Below are 15,928 nucleotides of genomic sequence, written 5' to 3' on the forward strand. Positions count from 1 at the left end.
CAGGCCGCGACGCGCGCAGCTACGATGCTGCCGCTTGACATTGGCAGCGACCGACTCGGTGTACCTCAGAACGCGACTCCGCATCCTCATCCTGGTCACCCTGCTGCCGGTCGCGGGCATGGGTGTCATCGGCACGTGGCTGTTGCTGCAGCGCGAGACCGAGGCCGTGAAGGCCGGCACGTGGGAACGCGCCCGCGCGATGAGCACTGCCATCGACGCCGAGCTGCAGGCCAGCATCGCGGCTCTGCAGCTGCTGGCGGGGTCGCCAGCGCTGGCGGCGGGGGATGTGGCGTCCTTCCGGCCCGAGGCCGAGCGGGCGCTGAAGCAGCGCGCCCAGTGGCTGAACGTGCTGGTGTCCGATGCCGCCACGGGCGCGCTGCGCTTCAACCTGCGCGCGCCGCCCGGTGAGGCGCTGAAGGCGCCCATCGACCCGGCGTCCGTGCTGCTGGCCGCCTCCCGCCGCCAGCCGGTCGTCGGCCGCCTGATTAACGGCGATGCGGTGCGCCGCAAGCAGGTGGTGGTGCGGGTGCCGGTCATCGTCGACGCGCGGCCGGTGGCGCTGGTGCTGTCGGCGACCCTCGACGCAGCGGTCATCGAGCGGCTGGTGGTCGCGCAGCAGTTCCCCGAGGACTGGGCCGTGGCGGTGCTGGACCCGTCGCACCAGCTCATCGTGCGCAGGCCGCAACTGCCCGAGGGGGCCGACATCGGCGAGTCTTTGCGGCGCGCGCTGGCTGCGCCGCCGCAGGGTTGGGAGCAGGGCACGCTGCGCGACGGCCGCAAGGTGTACCGCACCGTGCAGCGCTCGGCGGTGACGGGGTGGACTGTGGCGGTCGCCGTGCCCAAGGCCGTCGTGGAAGAGAGCCTGTTCTACGTGCGGCTGCTGTGGCTGGTGTCCGGGCTGGTTGTGGCGCTGTGCCTGGGCCTGGCCTGGTGGCTGGCCAAGGGTGTGGGGCGGCCCATTGCGGCGCTGGCCGACGCGGCGCCCGCGCTCGGCCGCGGCGAGCCGCTGGTGCTGCCCGATGCCGGCAGCCTGGAAGAGGTGCGCCAGCTGTGCGCGGCGCTGCAGCAGGCCTCCGCGCGCCTGCAGCAGCGCGATGCCGACCATGCCGTGGCCGACGCTGCCCTGCGCGCCGCCGGCCGCGCCAAGGACGAGTTCCTCGCTATGCTGGGCCACGAGTTGCGCAATCCGCTGAGTTCGCTGTCCAACGCGGCGGCGCTGCTGCAGCAGGCGCCCGCCCGGCCCGAGCTGGTCGCGCGCGTGGCCGGCGTGCTGAGCCGGCAGGTGCCGCAGATGACGCGGCTCGTCGACGACCTGCTGGAGGTGGGGCGTGTCACGGCCGGCAAGATCACGCTGCTGCAGCAGCCACTGGAGCTGGCGGGCCAGGTTCGAGAGACACTGGCGGCCTTCGAGGCCAACGGCCGGCTCGCCGGACATGTCGTGACGCAGGACCTGCAGCCCGTGTGGGTGCAGGCCGATGGCGCGCGGCTGGAGCAGATCATTGCCAACCTGATGGACAACGCGTTGAAGTACACCCCGCCCGGACGCCGCATCGCCGTGACCGTGCGGCCCGAGGGCGCACAGGCCCTGCTGCAGGTGGCCGATGACGGCCAGGGCATGTCGCCAGAGCTGCTGCGCAGCGCGTTCGACCTGTTCGTGCAGGGCGAGCGCGGGCCGTCGCGCGAGAGCGGTGGCCTGGGGCTGGGCCTGACGCTGGCGCAGCGGCTGGCGCAGCTGCATGGCGGCCAGATCACCGCCGCCAGCGCGGGCGTCGGCCAGGGGTCCACGTTCAGCGTGCGCCTGCCGGTCATCGACACCCCGGCCACGCCGGCCGCGGATGACCCGGGCGCCGCACCGGGCGCCGCGCGCAGCGTGCTGGTAGTGGAAGACAACGTCGACGCCGGCGAGAGCCTGGTGGCGTTGCTGGAACTGCTGGGCCACCGCGCCGAGTGGACCGACCTGGGCGAGCGCGGCGTGCAGCGCGCTGCCGACCTGCAGCCCGACCTGGTGCTGGTGGATGTGGGCCTGCCGGACATCGACGGCTACGAGGTGGCGCGGCGTCTGCGCGCGCAGCCGGCCACGCAGGCGCTGCGCCTGGTGGCGTTGACGGGCTATGGCACACCCGAGGACCGCCAACGCGCGCTGGCCGCGGGCTTCAACGACCACCTCGCCAAGCCCATCGGCCTGCCCGAGCTGGAAGCGCTGCTGGCGCGCACCTGAGGCGGCCATGGCATCGCTGATCGTCGCTCCCGACAGGCTGCACGAGTTTGCCGACGAGCAGAGCTTTGAAGACTGGCTCGCGCGCCACCACGACCTGCAGGACGAGGTGTGGATCAAGATCCACAAGGTCGGCTCGGGCCTGCCGTCCATCACGCCCAAGCAGGCCATCGACGTGGTGCTGTGCTGGGGCTGGATCGACGGGTTGCGGCGTGGCCTGGACGACACGAGCTACCTGCAGCGCTACACACCGCGCCGCAAGCGCAGCGTGTGGAGCCAGATCAACGTGGCCAACGTGGCGCGCCTGATCGAGGCCGGCCGCATGACGCCGCACGGCCTGCGCGAGGTCGAGGCCGCCCAGGCCGACGGCCGCTGGGGCCGTGCCTACGGCAGTGGCAAGAGCCTGAAGATCCCCGACGACCTGCAGGCCGCCATCGACGCCGACCCCGCCGCCAAGCGCATGCTGGCCACGCTGACCGAGCAGAACCGCTTTGCGCTGGCCTTTCGCATGCACAACATCAAGACGCCGGCCGGCCGCCTGCGCAAGATCGACGCCTTCATCGAGATGCTCCGGCGCGGTGAGACCTTCTACCCCCAGAGGAAGGCCTGAGGGGGCACGACGGTCGCGCTAGGCGCCGGGTGGCAGCATCGGCAGCAGCACCTCGAAGCAGCTGCCCTCGCCGGGCGCGCTGCGCACGCTGATCTGTCCGCCGTGCGCCTGCACGAAATGCAGGCTGATGTAGAGGCCCAGGCCCAGGCCGGGTGATTGCGCGGCGCCGGCCAGGCGCTCGAACTGCTCAAAGATCTTGCGCTGGTCGGCCAGCGGGATCCCCATGCCCTGGTCGGTCACGGTCAGCCGCGCCAGGCCCTCGGGTGAACGCGCCACGGTCACGTGGACCGGGCGGCCCTCGCCGTAGCGCAGCGCGTTGCTGAGCAGGTTGACCAGTACCTGGCCGATGCGGCTGTCGTCCCACTCGCCGACGATGCCGTCCTGCACCTCCAGCGCCAGCGGCACGTCTCGGTACAGCGCGGTGAAGTCGGCCACGATGGCGCGCGCCAGCTCGCCCAGGTCGGTTCGGCGCGGGCGGATGGACAACTTGCCGTGCTGGATGCGGGCGATATCCAGCATGTCCTCGATGAGGCGGGTCATGCTGCGCACCTGGCGCGAGTCCTTGGCCAGCATGGCCTGCAGCCGCTCGCGCGTGAACCAGCCGAGGTCGTCGCGGTCGAGTCGGCGCTGGCGCAGCTCCACCTCCAGCGCCATGACGCCCAGCGGCGTGCGCAGCTCGTGCGTGACCATGGACATGAACTCGTCGCGCATCTTCAGCGCCCGCTGTAGGTCGGCCTGCACGAGCTGCAGCGCGCCGAGCAGGCTTTCCTGTTCGGCGCGGGCGGTCTCTAGCTCCACCAGCTGGCGGCGCAGCTCGCGGCTCTTGGCGTGCAGCTCCACGAACACGCGCACCTTGCTCTTCACCGCATGGTGGTCCAGCGGCTTGTAGAGGAAGTCCACGGCGCCGTTCTCGTAGCCGCGGAAGGTGTAGGACTGCTCGCGGTCCGCAGCGCTGACGAAGACGATGGGCAGGTGGCTGGTGCGCGAGCTGCCGCGGATCAGCTCCGCCAGCTCGAAGCCCGACATGCCGGGCATCTGAACGTCCAGCAGCGCCAGCGCAAACTCGTGCTCCAGCATCAGCGACAACGCATCCTCGCCCGACGTGGCGGTGTAGATGGCGAGCTGGTCGTCGCGCAGCAGCGCCTCCAGCGCGACGAGGTTCTCGGGCAGGTCGTCGACCAGCAGGATCTTGACGGCCTCGGTCATCGCAGCGTCTCCGGTGTTGCGGCGCCATCCAGCTTCAGCAGCAAGCGGCGCATGCCCTTCAACGACAGCACATGGTCCGGTGTGGCGCGTGCGATGGCGGCGCGCGGCATCGTGTCGACCTCGGCCTCGTCCGGCCGTTGCACCAGCGTCAGGCCACCGGCCGCGCGGATGGCGGCCATGCCTTCGGCGCCGTCCATGTTGGCGCCGGTCAGCAGCACGCCCGCGACGGCGGGGCCGTAGGCGTCGGCAGCGGACTGCATGAGCACGTCGATAGACGGGCGTGAGTAGCTCACAGGCGAGTCGCCGCTGAACGAGAAGCTGCGGTCGGCCTCGATGAGCAGGTGGTAGTCGGCGCTGGCCACGTAGACGGCGCCGGGCTGCACGGACTCCTTGTCGCGCGGCTCGCGCACGGGGCGGCCCAGGTGGTGGGTCAGCACAGCCGCGAGTTGACTCTCGTGACGCGGCAGCAAGTGCAGCACGATGACCAGGGGCATCGCGTACCCCGCCGGCAGCGGCGCCAGCAGCGCCAGCAGCGCAGCCACGCCGCCGGCAGAGGCGCCGATGACGACGAGCTCGATGCGGCGAGATTTCATGTCGTGCTGCTCCTGGTTCTCAGGCCGAGCGCGGGGCCGCTCCCAAGCCGGCCCGTCACGGCGATGTGCTTGAGGCTCAATGCCGCAAGCATCGCCGTCCCTACGGGGGACCGGCCAAGGTAATCCTTGGACGAGGGGCTCATCGTTTCCTGAAAAGGCGATGGCGCAATGCGACAGGCTCGAAGGCCTCGCCGTGGATGGAAAAGTCCAGGCTCTCCTTGCTGCCCAGGCCCAGGAAGCCGCGGTGGCACAGCGACTGCGCGAACAGCCCGATGGCGCGGTCCTGCAGCTTGCGGTTGAAATAGATGAGCACGTTGCGGCAGCAGATCAGGTGGGTCTCGGAGAAGACATGGTCGGTCGCCAGGCTGTGGTCGGCGAAGGTGACACGCTTGACCAGTTCGCGGTCGAAGCGTGCCGCATCGTAGGCCGCCGTGTAGTACTGCGAGAAACCCGCCGTGCCGCCGGCCGCCTGGTAGTTGCGCGTGTACTGCTGCAGCTCGCTGAGCGGAAAGATGCCCTGGCGTGCCCGCTCCAGCGCGGCGGGGTTGATGTCGGTGGCGTAGATCGTGGTGCGATCCAGTAGCCCCTCCTCGTGCAGCATGATGGCCAGCGAGTAGACCTCCTCGCCGCTGGCACAGCCCGCCACCCAGACCTTCAGCGACGGGTAGGTGTGCAGCACCGGCACGACCTGCTGACGCAGCGCGAGGAAGAAGTCAGGCTCGCGGAACATCTCGGTGAACGGGATGGTCAGCATCTCCAGCAGCTGCGCGAAGGCCTGCGGATCGCGCAGCACCAGACCCTGCAGTGCCGAGACCGAGTCGCAGCCCAGGTTCTGCATCGCCAGCAGCACGCGGCGCTTCTGCGATGCGCCGGAGTACTCGCGGAAGTCGTGGTTGTAGCGCGTGTAGATGGCCTCCATCAGCAGGCGCACCTCCAGGTCGAACACGGTCTGGGGCATCAGCGGCCGACCTCGTATTCGGGCCGAGCGCCGGGCCGCTCCCAAGCCGGCCCGTCATGGCGATGTGCTTGCGGCTCAACGCCGCAAGCATCGCCGTCCCCTCGGGGGACCGGCCAAGGTACGCCTTGGACGAGAGGCTTCATAGAGTGGGCAACCAGACGCGCAGCAGCGAGATCAGGCGGTCGGTCTCGATGGGCTTGGCCAGGTAGTCGTTGGCGCCCGCCTTGCGACATTGCTCCTGGTCGTCGCGCATGGCCTTGGCGGTGATGGCGATGACGGGCAGCTTGTGCCAGCGCGCATCGGCGCGGATGCGGCGCGTGGCCTCCAGACCGTCCATCACCGGCATCATCACGTCCATCAGCACGAGGTCGATGTCGCCGTTGGCGGCATCCAGCTTCTCCAGCGCCTCGGCGCCGTTGCGGGCCGGCTCCACGGTCAGGCCGCGCTGCTCCAGCACGCTGGTCAGCGCGAAGATGTTGCGCATGTCGTCGTCGACCAGTAGCACCTTGCGGCCTTCGAACACCTGCTCGCGGTTGCGCGCGGTGCGCAGCATGTCGCGGCGCTCGCCGCTCATGCGCGATTCGACGCGGTGCAGGAACAGCGTGACCTCATCCAGCAGCCGCTCGGGCGAGCGGGCGCCCTTGATGATGATGGAGCGCGAGTAGCGGTTCAGCTGCGCTTCCTCGTCGCGGCTGAGGTTGCGGCCGGTGTACACGATGACCGGTGGTGGCGTGTGCTCGGCGCCGCGCGCGGCCATGCGGGCCAGCAGCTCGTTGCCGTCCATGTCGGGCAGCTTGAGGTCGATGATCATGCAGTCGAAGTGCTGCTCGTCCAGCAGGCGCAGCGCCTCCTCGCCGCGCTCCACGGCCACCACCTCGATGTCGTCGTCGCCGATCAGGTGGGCGATGCTCTCGCGCTGGCGCTGGTCGTCCTCCACCAGCAGCAGTCGGCGGACCGTGTCGGTGCCGTGGCGCTCCAGCTTATGGAAGATGCCCACCAGCTCCTCGCGCGTGGTGGGCTTGATGGCGGTGCCGACGGCGCCCATGGGCAGCGCAATGTCGCGGAAGTCCTCGCCGGCCACGATGTGCACGGGGATGTGGCGGGTGCGCGGGTCTTCCTTCAGCCGCTGCAGCACGGCCAGGCCCGAGCCGTCGGGCAGGCGCACGTCCAGCAGGATGGCCTGCGGCAGGTGCGTGGTGGCGAGGTGCAGCGCGTCCTGCGCATTGTCGGTGACGAGGCAGCGGTACTGCATCTCGTGCGCCAGGTGGTACAGGATCTCGGCGAACGTGCGGTCGTCCTCCACCACCAGCGCCAGGCGGCGCGGCGGCGCGTCCAGCGTCAGCTCGGCGCGGTCGTCATCGAAGGCAGGCGCGGCGCTGAGTCGCTCCGGCACGGGCACCGGGGCGAGCCGGGCCACCGGCGGCAGCGCGCGCACGGCGGTGTCCGGCGCCGGGAGGGGCTGCTGGGCCGGCGCCTCGGTGGGCAGCAGCAGCGTGAACTGGCTGCCCTGGCCCTCCACGCTGCTGAGCTGGATGTCGCCGCCCAGCAGGCGCGCCAGTTCGCGCGAGATCGACAGGCCCAGGCCGGTGCCGCCGTAGCGGCGATTCAGCGCGCCGTCGCCCTGGTGGAAAGCCTCGAACACGCGCTGCTGCTGCGCGGGCGGGATGCCGATGCCGGTGTCGTTGGCGATGAAGGCGAGGCCGTCGGCGCGCGGCTCGATGATCAGCGTGACCGACCCCTTCTCGGTGAACTTGACTGCGTTGGACAGCAGGTTGCGCAGCACCTGCTCCAGGCGCTGGCCGTCGGTGACGAGGCTGTCGGGCAGGCCCGGTGCGAGCTGGACGTTGAACGCCAGGCTCTTGTCCTGGGCCAGCGGCTGGAAGGTGCGGCGCATGGCGTCGGCCAGCGCCTGCAGCGAGACCGGGCGCAGCGTGATGTCCAGCTTACCGGCCTCGACCTTGGCGAGGTCCAGGATGTCGTTGATCAGCGTCAGCAGGTCCTGGCCGGCACTGTGGATGGTGCTGGCAAACTTCAGCTGTTCCGCGGTCAGGTTGCCGGGTTTGTTGTCCACCAGCAGTTTGGACAGGATCAGCGAGCTGTTCAGCGGCGTGCGCAGCTCGTGGCTCATGTTGGCCAGGAACTCGGACTTGTAGCGGCTGGCGCGCTGCAGGTCCATGGCCTTCTCGCGCAGGTCGGCCTGGGCCTGCGTCAGCGCGGCGTTGCGGCGCGTCAGCGTTTCTGACTGCTCGCCCAGCTGCACGTTGGTCTGTTCCAGCTCGGCGCGCTGCTCCTCCAGGTGCAGCTGCGACTCGCTGAGCACGCGCGACTGCTCGGCCAGCTCCTCGTTGGCGGTGCGCAGTTCCTCCTGCTGCACCTGCATCTCCTCGTTGAGCTGGCGCGTCTCTTCCAGCGAGCGCTGCAGGCGCTCGCGGTAGCGCGCCGCGGCCAGCACCACGCCCAGGGCCTCACCCAGCTGCGGCAGCAGCGTGCGCGTGCGTGCATCGGGCGGCTGTGTGAAGCCCAGCTCCAGCATGCCGTTGACGCGGCCCTCGTGCAGCGCGGGCACCAGCATCACCTCGGCGGGGTGCGTATCGCCCAGGCTGGTGGCCACCTTCAGGTAGTCATGCTCCAGCCCCGGCAGCGACATCAGCCGCGCATCGCGCCAGGCCTGCGCGACCAGGCCGTTCTCCGGGTCCAGCAGCGCTACGTTGCCATTGCCAAGCCCGTGGGCAGCGATGCGCTGCAGCCGGCCGTCCTCGCCGCGCGTGAAGGCGGCCGACACCACGGCGCCGACTCGGCCGGCCAGGAAGTCCAGCGTGCGCTGGCCGATGGTGGACTGAGCGTGTTCTCCGGCCAGCTCGGCGGCGAGATCCATCTGAGTGCCGCGCAGCCAGGCACGCTCCTCGTTCTCCAGCGCAGACTGCTGTGTGCCGGCCAGCGCCACGTCATAGGACTGCGAGAGGTTGCGGATGTCGCGGCGCCCGCCCCAGGCGATGAGGCTGTTCAACACCAGCAGGACCGTGATGTAAGCGGCCACGGCCGTCCAGGTGCCGGTGCGGCCCTCCTCGTTGCGCTCGCGCAGCAGGCGTGCCTCGGCCTCCATGAACATCCGCAGCTCACGGCGGATCTCGTCGAACAGCTGCTTGCCGCGCTGGGTACGGATGTACTCCTCCACCGGTTCGCCACGGCGCCGCATCGCGATGCCCTCGTCCGCAAAATCATCCCAGCGCTTGGCCAGCGCGCCGATGCGCCGCAGGCGGTCCACCTGCGCGGGGTTGTCCTTCACCAGATCCTGGCTGTTCTCCAGCTCGGCACTGAAGTTGGCGCGGCCGATGGCGTAGGGCGCCAGAAATGACTCCTGCCCGCTGAGCAGGAAGCCGCGCATGCCGGTTTCCTTGTCGGCCGCCATGGTCGTCAGTTCCTGCGCCTTGGAGATGACGCGCTGCGTGTGGTCCACCCAGCTCAGCAGACTCAACAGGTAGGTCAGCAGGCCGACGAAGAGGACCACGCTGAGCACGCCCATCATCAGCGGCAGCGCCAGATTGCGGGTCAGGATGCGTTGGAAGAGGGCAGCGTTGGTGGAGCCGGTGTCGTTCACGGGGGCGTCCCTGTTGTTATGAGGCCGGGCGCTGGCGGCGCGCAGGCAAGTTCATCCGTCCAGCAGCACGTGCTGTTCGGCAAAATTTACCGGTAATTCAGTTCAGCGGCGGAAAAAACCGCCGCAGCCGCTCCAGCGTCAGCGGCTTGCACAGCACATGGTCGACGCCAGCGGCGAGAGCCTGGTTGTGCTCGTCATCGCCGCTGCGGCCGGTCACGGCGATCAGCACGAGGTCGGACCCGTGCGCCGCGCGCAGGCGCTTGCTCAGCTCGCAGCCGTCGAAGTCAGGCAGGCCCAGGTCCAGCAGTGCGCAGACGGGCTGGTACTCGTTGACGGCCTGGATCGCGTCCTGCGCCGTGGTGGCCACGCGCACGCTGTAGCCGTCGAACTTCAGCAACTCGCTCAAGGTCTCGCACGTGTCCACGTCGTCGTCGACGAGCACGACACGAAAGTCCTCTGTGGTGGTTGCCATGGTTTCTCCTCTAGCCGTGCTTGCCGCCCCATGCGGTGCAAGACGTTCCCGATGCGGTTTCGACACTGCTTGTAACCGAGTCAGCAAGCACCGTGCCAACGACGGCATTCGTCCTACAGCGCGGTGCGGCGTGCGCGGATGGGCGCCGACCGCGTGGTTGCGCATATTCCTTTCAGCGGCGAGACGCCGTTTTCTGGAGGCTCCACATGAACGCGCAAATCGACCGACAACTGGCCCACCATGCCCCGCCGCTGTGGATGACGCTGGTGGCCGCCGGTGTCGTCGCGGCGCTGCTGCTGGGCGGGTTCGTCGTGATCCTGAACGATCACATCCGCCACAGTGCCGAGGTGCGCCGCACGTTCGGACAGCCGGCGCCGCATGCTGCGTCCGCGCGTCAAGCGACCGCGGCGGTTGCCGTCGCAGCCGGGCAGGTCGTGGCGGCGCCGCAACTGCGCTGAATCTTGGCGGTCTCAAGTCTGAAGTGCAACATAAGCGGAGCGGGTAAGGTCACCCGATGCCCCGCCCCAGCTACCAACAACTGCAACCCGAAGAGCGCGTGACGCTCGCCGCACTCAGCCTTCAAAACAAAAGCCTGCGCGACATCGCGCAAGTGCTCGCGCGCAGTGCCTCCACCCTCAGCCGCGAGCTTCGGCGCAACGTCGGCCCGCAGGGCTACGCCGCAGACTGTGCCAAGCCTCAGGCCGCGCAGCGCCGCATTGAGCAGCGCCCCTGGCCCAAGCTGCATCCCCTGAAGTCGCTGTGGCTCGTCGTCCAGGCGGGCCTGCGCCGCCAGTGGTCGCCCCAGCAGATCAGCGACACACTGCGCCGCATGTTCCCGGACCAGCCCGACATGCACGTCAGCCACGAGACGATCTACACGGCAATCTACGCCCAGCCTGCGGGCGAGTTGCGTCGCGAACTCGTCAAGTGCCTGCGCCAGGCCAAGAACACGCGCCGGCCTCGCAGCGCCGGCGACGACCGCCGAGGCCAGATCCCGGACATGGTCAGCATCCACGTGCGCCCGCCCGAGATGAACGAGCGCACGCTGCCTGGGCACTGGGAGGGCGACCTCATCAAGGGCGCGATGAACCGCTCGGCTGTGGGAGTGCTGGTGGAGCGCACGACGGGCTTGCTGCTGCTGGCCAAGATGCCGGATGCCTCGGCGGCGAGCGCGCTGGCGGCGTTCACTGACAAGCTCAGCCACATCGCAGAGCCGGTGCGCCGCTCGATGACCTACGACCAGGGGCGCGAGATGGTGCGCCACGCCGAGCTGACGCGCAGGACCGGCGTGAAGGTGTACTTCTGCGACCCCCACAGCCCTTGGCAGCGGGCCGCCTGCGAGAACACGAACGGGCTGATCCGCCAGTACCTGCCCAAGGGCGCGGACTTGTCGGTGCACAGCCAAGAACAGCTCGACTTCATCGCCGACGAGATCAACAACCGACCTCGCAACCGCTTGGGTTGGGACAGCCCGCTCCAGCGCTTCCGGGCTATCATGCAGGCGCTGCAAGAATCTCCTTCCTCACCACTTCACTGACCGCTACGCCTGTATTGCAGTTGGGATTTGAAACCGCCCTTCATCACAACGTCAAACAGCAAAGCCCGGTGCGGAAAGGCACCGGGCTTTGTTCATGCTGGCACGGGCCGCCGCGCAAGCGGCCCGGGTCATCCTTACTGGAAGTAGCGTGCCTTGGCGCTGGCCTGGCAGCTGTCCTTGGCGTTGCCGCTCAGCGAGTCGCAGCGCTCGTTGGCTGCCTTGTAGTCGGCCTTCAGCTTGGCTTCCATCTGGTCGTTCTGGGCTTCGGCCACCTTCTTGTTGGCCTTCAGGTCGGCCTTGGCCTTGTCGTGCGCGGCCTTGGCGTCAGCCACGCAGACATCCTTCTCGTTGCCCGACTTGGCATCGCAGGCTTCCTTGGCGATCTTGTACTTGGCCTCGTAACGCGCTTCCAGGTAGTCGTTGCGGTCCTTGGCTTTGCCGGTGTATTGGTACTCCAGGTGCGCCAGTGCCACCTTCTCGTGGCCCTTCGCGCGCTCCTGGCAAACGTCCTTGGCGTTGCCCGACATCTTGTCGCAGCTGTCGTGCTCGGCCTTGAACATCGCTTTGACCTCGTCCTTCGCAGTCGAGTAGACGGGCTGGCTCAGGTTGGCCGAGGCGGCACCAGCCAGACCGGCCAGCAGCAGGGCACACAGCAGACGGGGGGCGTTGGATCGGGTCATGGGTCTCTCCTTGGGGTTGTTTGACTGGTGGTGACGCTTGTGCGTCGTTCCGAAGGGAAGCTTAGAAGCGCAACGCCGCGCGGCTTGTCGGCGCCACGCTGCCGCCGGCGTCGGACAACGCCGCAGTGCTCAGGCCGATGCCAGCAGGCGCAATGCCGCCGTCAGCGTCTGCCGGCAGCGCCAGTAATCGGCCCACGGGTCGGTACCGCCGGTGAATGAAAGGTAGTCGCGCGCGGTCTTCACGGTCCAGTGCCCGCCGCCTTTCAGGTCGTCCAGCTGTGCCCACGTGATCGGCATGGACACGCCCATGCCCGGCCGTGCACGTGCCGAGAACGCGGCCACCGTCGTCTGGCCGTGGCCGTTGCGCAGGTAGTCGATGAAGATCTTGCAGACGCGGTTGGCCGGCCCGCTCTTGGCGACGGAGCGCTGCGGCAGCTGCTTGGCAATGTGCCTGACCACCGCGTGCGCGAAGGCCTTGCAGGCGTCCGCCTCGCGCCGCGGCGACAGCGGCACGAAGATGTGCAGCCCCTTGCCGCCGCTGGTCTTCAGCCAGCTCTGCAGGCCCAGCTCGTCTAGCAGCGCGTGCCCAGCTGCGCAGCCTGCTGCAGCTGCGGCCAGGTGACGCCGTCGCCGGGGTCGAAGACGAGGCGGTCGGCTTGTCCATGTGGCGCACGGTGGAGTTCCAAGTGTGGAACTCGACGACGTTCATCTGCGCCCACCAGCCCCTCGGGCTTGGCGATGCACAGCAGCGCCTCGTGCCCGGGCCACAGGCCCGCGTCCAGCTCGGCAACGCCGGGCATTTGCGCTTCCGAATGCTTCTGGAAGAACAGCTGCCCGGCAATGCCGCGCGGCGCGCGTACCAGCGATACCGGGCGCTGCTTCAGGTGCGGCAGCAGCCGGTTGGCCACTCTCTGGTAGTAATGCACCAGGTCGATCTTGCGCAGCCCGGTGGAGGCGTCAATGACGCGGTCGGGGTGGATGATGGCGGTGCCGGTCTTGCGCGCGGACGGCGTCGGCGTCGGCGCAGTAGGAGGTGCGGCTTGCTCGCGCGTGATGGCCCGCGCCGACTTGTCGTTGCGAACCCCGCGACATCTCGCGTGGCGGATGTGCACGTCAGGCGTCTACTCGCCGAGGCCACCTCTGGATGACGAGCGGGAGTGCGCTCTGAGACCGGCAAGACTGGCGCGTGGTGCGTCCCGCAGGCTCAGGTGTCGCGGAAAAATCGCGCTTGGCGTTGCAGCGCGTCAGTGGGCTTCATGTCGGCAGCCCGACCCCACGGGCACGCAAAGTTGCGGGCCGAGCGCAGTGCCGCTCCCAACCCGGCCCGGCTGAGGCGATGTGCTCGGGGCTCAGTGCCGCGAGCATCGCACTCCCTTCGGGGGCTCGACTGGGTGCGCCGGCGTTCAGCGCGGCGCGACCAGGCGAGGGGTCAATGGTCACATCCAGGGGAAGCCGTAGTAGTCGTACACCTTGCGGCCGTACTCGTCGGTGTACGTCGGCGTTTCGTCCTGTTCGGCATAGCGCGGCGCCTTGTCGAGCTGCGCCTTGTCGATGTTGACCACGTAGCCGTCCTTGTCGGTGTCGTACTTCAGCATGGTCCAGGGCAGCGGATAGCGGTCCGTGCCCATGCCCAGGAAGCCGCCGAACTCCAGCGCGGCATAGCGGACCTGGCCACTGCGCTTGTCGATGACGAGGTCGTCGATCGAGCCCAGCTTGTCGCCGTTCAGATTGTAGACATTGGTGCCTTCGACCTTGGAAGAGGAAATGGTGGGGTAGGACATGAAGATCTCCGTCAAGTTGAGCGGTGCACCGCATCGGGAAGAAGGCCGATGGCCGGGGGGGGGGGGCACCGGGCCTTCAATGTGCGCTGCGGGCGCCGCAGGGTGGGTCGGGGTGTGCGCTCTCTGCCTGTAGGTGCGAGCCGACGCAGTCGGGTCATTCCATTCGAAAGGCGCATTCGCCCACTGGCGCATTCGCGGGCGCGCAGATTCGATTCGGAAACGAGTCATTTGTGATTGAATCGCGTCATTCCAATTGACCCTGACCGGAGAACACGAATGGCGAAATCATTGCAAGGCCTGTTGAAGCAGATCGAGAGCTTGCAGAAACAGGCTGATGCATTGCGCGAGCGCGAGAAGAGCGAAGTCATTGCGCGCATTCGCGAGGCGATCACGCATTACGGCATCACGTCGGACGAGCTGTTCGGCGCCGGTGGCGAGCGCGTGACCCGCAAGCGCGCCGCGGCCACCGCAGGCAGCAAGACCCGCAAGGCTGCGGCGAAGAAGCCGGCGAGCGTCGCCAAGTACACCGATGGCGCGGGCCGCACGTGGTCCGGCGTGGGCAAGCGCCCCAACTGGTTCAAGGACGCCCTGGCCGCAGGCAAGCAGGCCGAGGATCTGCTGGTTTCTCGCTGAGGCGATGCCGAACCCGACCGCTGCGATGTGCAGCGATTGAGACGGCCACGGCGCATGACGTTGACGTCACTGCCCGCCGCCATCTGAAGCTCACGCGCCGAGCAGCTGGCGCAGCCTCTCGCGCTCGGTGGTGATGACTTCGGCGCTGGCGCGAGCGGCTTCACGTGCTGCGGCATGGTCGGACTCAGGCAGCATCACCAGCTGGCCTTGCTCTGTCAACGCCGCCGGCCGCGCCGCCGCTGCGTCGCCACCGCTGTGGCGCAGCACGCCCCAGACCAGGAAGCCCGGCCGCGTCGTCACCCCGCTGAGCACGTCGCCGTTGGGCTGCGTGCGCAGGATGGGGCCGGCCCAGGCGTTGTGGCTGTGCATGATCTCGGCGGTGCTGCCGTCCGCGTAACTCAACGCCACGTAGCCGTGACGCTTGGCGGCGTCGCTGAAGTTCCCGTACTGCGACGCGCCATTGGCCCCGGTGAAGAGGCCGGCGCGAGGCGCGCCGTTGGCGTGAAACAGTCCGGCGAAGCTCATGCCGCTGGCATAGGTCAGCGTGCCGCTGACCGGTACGCCGTTCTTCATCACCCCCACGAAGACCTTGCCGTCGACCCACTCGGCGCGGCTTGCTGCCGGGTTGTCAAAGTCCTCGACGATGCGTTTGCGCTTGCTGTTCTCGAATGTGCTTTCGTGCACCCCCACCGGCACGCCCGTCTTGTAGCGACCCCGGCTGAACTCCCGCGAGCCTTCGCTGCCGATGATGAGGCGTTCGGCCGGGCCGTCGAGTTCACCGGCCGCGTACCGCCCGCTGTCGACGCTGCCGCTCTTGTAGGTGTAGCGGCCGGTGCCGCTGAAGCGGTCGCCGTCAAAGCCGCCCTCGTAGGCGTCACCGTTGGCGTATTGCAGGCGGATGGGCCCGCTCGCGCGGCCGGCTGCCCATTGGGCCTGCAGCGTGCCGCCGTCGGCGTAGACCAGCGTGCCGGTGCCCTGCGGCAGGCCGTTCAGCGTCTGGCCGTCGTAGTGGTGGCCGCCGGCCACGCGCAGCGTCTCGCTGCAGCCGTCCTGGCAGCTGGCGCGTGTGCTGCCGCTGAAGGCGCGGGCCGTGGCCTTCTGCTGCTCGCGCGCCAGTCGGTCGGCGTAGTCGGCGGGGTTGGTGCCGAACGTGCGGCTCGCCCAGTAGGCATCGTGGCCGGCATCGAGGGCCGCGGAAACCAGCCCGGCGTGGTCCTGCGCGCGCCGCTGCAGGCCGCGCTGGGCGATCAGCGTCTCCATGCGCTTGAGCTTGGCCTGGAACGCCTGCTCGCGGGCCTCCATGCGCGCACCGGCCTCGCGCTGTGCCTCCATGCCGCTGCTGTCGGCCCAACTCGTGCCGCTGCCGAAGTTCATCACCGGCGCAGCCTTCGGCCGGCTGCTGGCGTCGCGGATGCGCGCGCTGTGCTCGTCGGCCTGCTGGCGGGCGCGCTGGCCGGCCATCTGCTGCAGCTTGAGCCTGTCCGGCGCGTGATAGGCGTCGCCGTACTGGGCCTGGGCGGTCGATGCGAGCAGCAGCGCGAGGAGGGCTGCGACGTGGCGTCGGGGTTGCTTGGTGTTCATCGGGGGTGTCCTCTTGGCAGATGGGTACACCCAATAACGCAGCAAACGCCGCGGCCGAGGTTCA

The 15,928-nt window shown here is 68.9% G+C and carries 13 protein-coding genes and 1 pseudogene; 5 read left to right on the plus strand and 9 right to left on the minus strand.

Translation table 11 applies throughout. The annotated features are described in order from the left end of the window. The first annotated feature begins 34 nt into the window (after positions 1–34). Together ACG02S_RS04190 and ACG02S_RS04195 are read left to right on the plus strand one after the other, a co-directional pair. Positions 35–2,218: an ATP-binding protein gene (locus ACG02S_RS04190; RefSeq protein WP_394469171.1), complete on the plus strand. Its 2,184-nt coding sequence runs from the start codon at positions 35–37 to the stop codon at positions 2,216–2,218. 7 nt (positions 2,219–2,225) lie between these two features. Continuing rightward, complete coding sequence (locus ACG02S_RS04195; protein WP_394469172.1) at positions 2,226–2,825, plus strand: YdeI/OmpD-associated family protein; 600 nt, start codon at positions 2,226–2,228, stop codon at positions 2,823–2,825. Positions 2,826–2,843: 18 nt separating this feature from the next. Here ACG02S_RS04195 and ACG02S_RS04200 read toward each other — a convergent pair whose 3' ends face one another. The 5 genes from ACG02S_RS04200 to ACG02S_RS04220 form a co-directional block, all read right to left on the minus strand. Then, positions 2,844–4,031, minus strand: coding sequence for a hybrid sensor histidine kinase/response regulator (locus tag ACG02S_RS04200; RefSeq protein ID WP_394469173.1), 1,188 nt, complete (start codon positions 4,029–4,031; stop codon positions 2,844–2,846). Beyond that, positions 4,028–4,624 (minus strand): chemotaxis protein CheB, encoded by a 597-nt coding sequence (locus ACG02S_RS04205; protein ID WP_394469174.1) that lies wholly within the window; start codon positions 4,622–4,624, stop codon positions 4,028–4,030. Before ACG02S_RS04205 ends, ACG02S_RS04200 begins: the two co-directional genes overlap by 4 nt. A 139-nt stretch (positions 4,625–4,763) precedes the next feature. After that, positions 4,764–5,582, minus strand: a complete 819-nt coding sequence (locus ACG02S_RS04210; protein ID WP_394469175.1) for a CheR family methyltransferase — start codon at positions 5,580–5,582, stop codon at positions 4,764–4,766. Between the two features lie 139 nt (positions 5,583–5,721). Further along, entirely contained in the window at positions 5,722–9,180 is a 3,459-nt protein-coding gene (locus ACG02S_RS04215) for a response regulator (RefSeq protein WP_394469176.1), read from the minus strand. A 97-nt stretch (positions 9,181–9,277) separates the two neighbouring features. Continuing rightward, positions 9,278–9,652, minus strand: coding sequence for a response regulator (locus ACG02S_RS04220; protein WP_394469177.1), 375 nt, complete (start codon positions 9,650–9,652; stop codon positions 9,278–9,280). Between the two features lie 206 nt (positions 9,653–9,858). Here ACG02S_RS04220 and ACG02S_RS04225 point away from each other — a divergent pair, with 206 nt between their 5' ends. Both ACG02S_RS04225 and ACG02S_RS04230 read left to right on the plus strand, forming a co-directional pair. Next, the gene (locus ACG02S_RS04225; RefSeq protein ID WP_394469178.1) at positions 9,859–10,110 is read left to right on the plus strand and encodes a hypothetical protein; all 252 of its coding nucleotides are present in this window, start codon (positions 9,859–9,861) and stop codon (positions 10,108–10,110) included. Positions 10,111–10,166: 56 nt separating this feature from the next. Continuing rightward, on the plus strand, positions 10,167–11,189 hold the full coding sequence (locus ACG02S_RS04230) for an IS30 family transposase (protein WP_394469179.1): 1,023 nt from the start codon (positions 10,167–10,169) through the stop codon (positions 11,187–11,189). Between the two features lie 134 nt (positions 11,190–11,323). Here ACG02S_RS04230 and ACG02S_RS04235 read toward each other — a convergent pair whose 3' ends face one another. The 3 genes and pseudogenes from ACG02S_RS04235 to ACG02S_RS04245 form a co-directional block, all read right to left on the minus strand. Continuing rightward, positions 11,324–11,869, minus strand: a complete 546-nt coding sequence (locus ACG02S_RS04235) for a hypothetical protein (protein ID WP_394469180.1) — start codon at positions 11,867–11,869, stop codon at positions 11,324–11,326. A 129-nt stretch (positions 11,870–11,998) separates the two neighbouring features. Continuing rightward, positions 11,999–12,981 (minus strand): annotated as a pseudogene (ligD, locus tag ACG02S_RS04240) (non-homologous end-joining DNA ligase). Between the two features lie 324 nt (positions 12,982–13,305). After that, on the minus strand, positions 13,306–13,650 hold the full coding sequence (locus tag ACG02S_RS04245; protein ID WP_394469181.1) for a PRC-barrel domain-containing protein: 345 nt from the start codon (positions 13,648–13,650) through the stop codon (positions 13,306–13,308). 276 nt (positions 13,651–13,926) lie between these two features. Between ACG02S_RS04245 and ACG02S_RS04250 the strand changes: the two genes are divergently transcribed. Continuing rightward, entirely contained in the window at positions 13,927–14,283 is a 357-nt protein-coding gene (locus ACG02S_RS04250; protein WP_394469182.1) for an H-NS histone family protein, read from the plus strand. 90 nt (positions 14,284–14,373) lie between these two features. Here the strand turns inward: ACG02S_RS04250 and ACG02S_RS04255 are convergent, their stop codons facing one another. Then, positions 14,374–15,864, minus strand: a complete 1,491-nt coding sequence (locus ACG02S_RS04255; protein ID WP_394469183.1) for an MORN repeat-containing protein — start codon at positions 15,862–15,864, stop codon at positions 14,374–14,376. Between the last annotated feature and the right edge of the window lie 64 nt (positions 15,865–15,928).

The organism is Pelomonas dachongensis (assembly GCF_043555865.1).
Lineage (GTDB): Bacteria > Pseudomonadota > Gammaproteobacteria > Burkholderiales > Burkholderiaceae_C > Pelomonas > Pelomonas dachongensis.

What these genes read in the sequence shown, in the direction of transcription:
- ACG02S_RS04195 (WP_394469172.1), top strand. Translation starts at nt 2,226, where the DNA reads ATGGCATCGCTGATCGTCGCTCCCGACAGGCTGCACGAGTTTGCCGAC.
- ACG02S_RS04200 (WP_394469173.1), bottom strand. Translation starts at nt 4,031, where the DNA reads ATGACCGAGGCCGTCAAGATCCTGCTGGTCGACGACCTGCCCGAGAAC.
- ACG02S_RS04205 (WP_394469174.1), bottom strand. Translation starts at nt 4,624, where the DNA reads ATGAAATCTCGCCGCATCGAGCTCGTCGTCATCGGCGCCTCTGCCGGC.
- ACG02S_RS04210 (WP_394469175.1), bottom strand. Translation starts at nt 5,582, where the DNA reads ATGCCCCAGACCGTGTTCGACCTGGAGGTGCGCCTGCTGATGGAGGCC.
- ACG02S_RS04220 (WP_394469177.1), bottom strand. Translation starts at nt 9,652, where the DNA reads ATGGCAACCACCACAGAGGACTTTCGTGTCGTGCTCGTCGACGACGAC.
- ACG02S_RS04225 (WP_394469178.1), top strand. Translation starts at nt 9,859, where the DNA reads ATGAACGCGCAAATCGACCGACAACTGGCCCACCATGCCCCGCCGCTG.
- ACG02S_RS04230 (WP_394469179.1), top strand. Translation starts at nt 10,167, where the DNA reads ATGCCCCGCCCCAGCTACCAACAACTGCAACCCGAAGAGCGCGTGACG.
- ACG02S_RS04235 (WP_394469180.1), bottom strand. Translation starts at nt 11,869, where the DNA reads ATGACCCGATCCAACGCCCCCCGTCTGCTGTGTGCCCTGCTGCTGGCC.
- ACG02S_RS04245 (WP_394469181.1), bottom strand. Translation starts at nt 13,650, where the DNA reads ATGTCCTACCCCACCATTTCCTCTTCCAAGGTCGAAGGCACCAATGTC.
- ACG02S_RS04250 (WP_394469182.1), top strand. Translation starts at nt 13,927, where the DNA reads ATGGCGAAATCATTGCAAGGCCTGTTGAAGCAGATCGAGAGCTTGCAG.
- ACG02S_RS04255 (WP_394469183.1), bottom strand. Translation starts at nt 15,864, where the DNA reads ATGAACACCAAGCAACCCCGACGCCACGTCGCAGCCCTCCTCGCGCTG.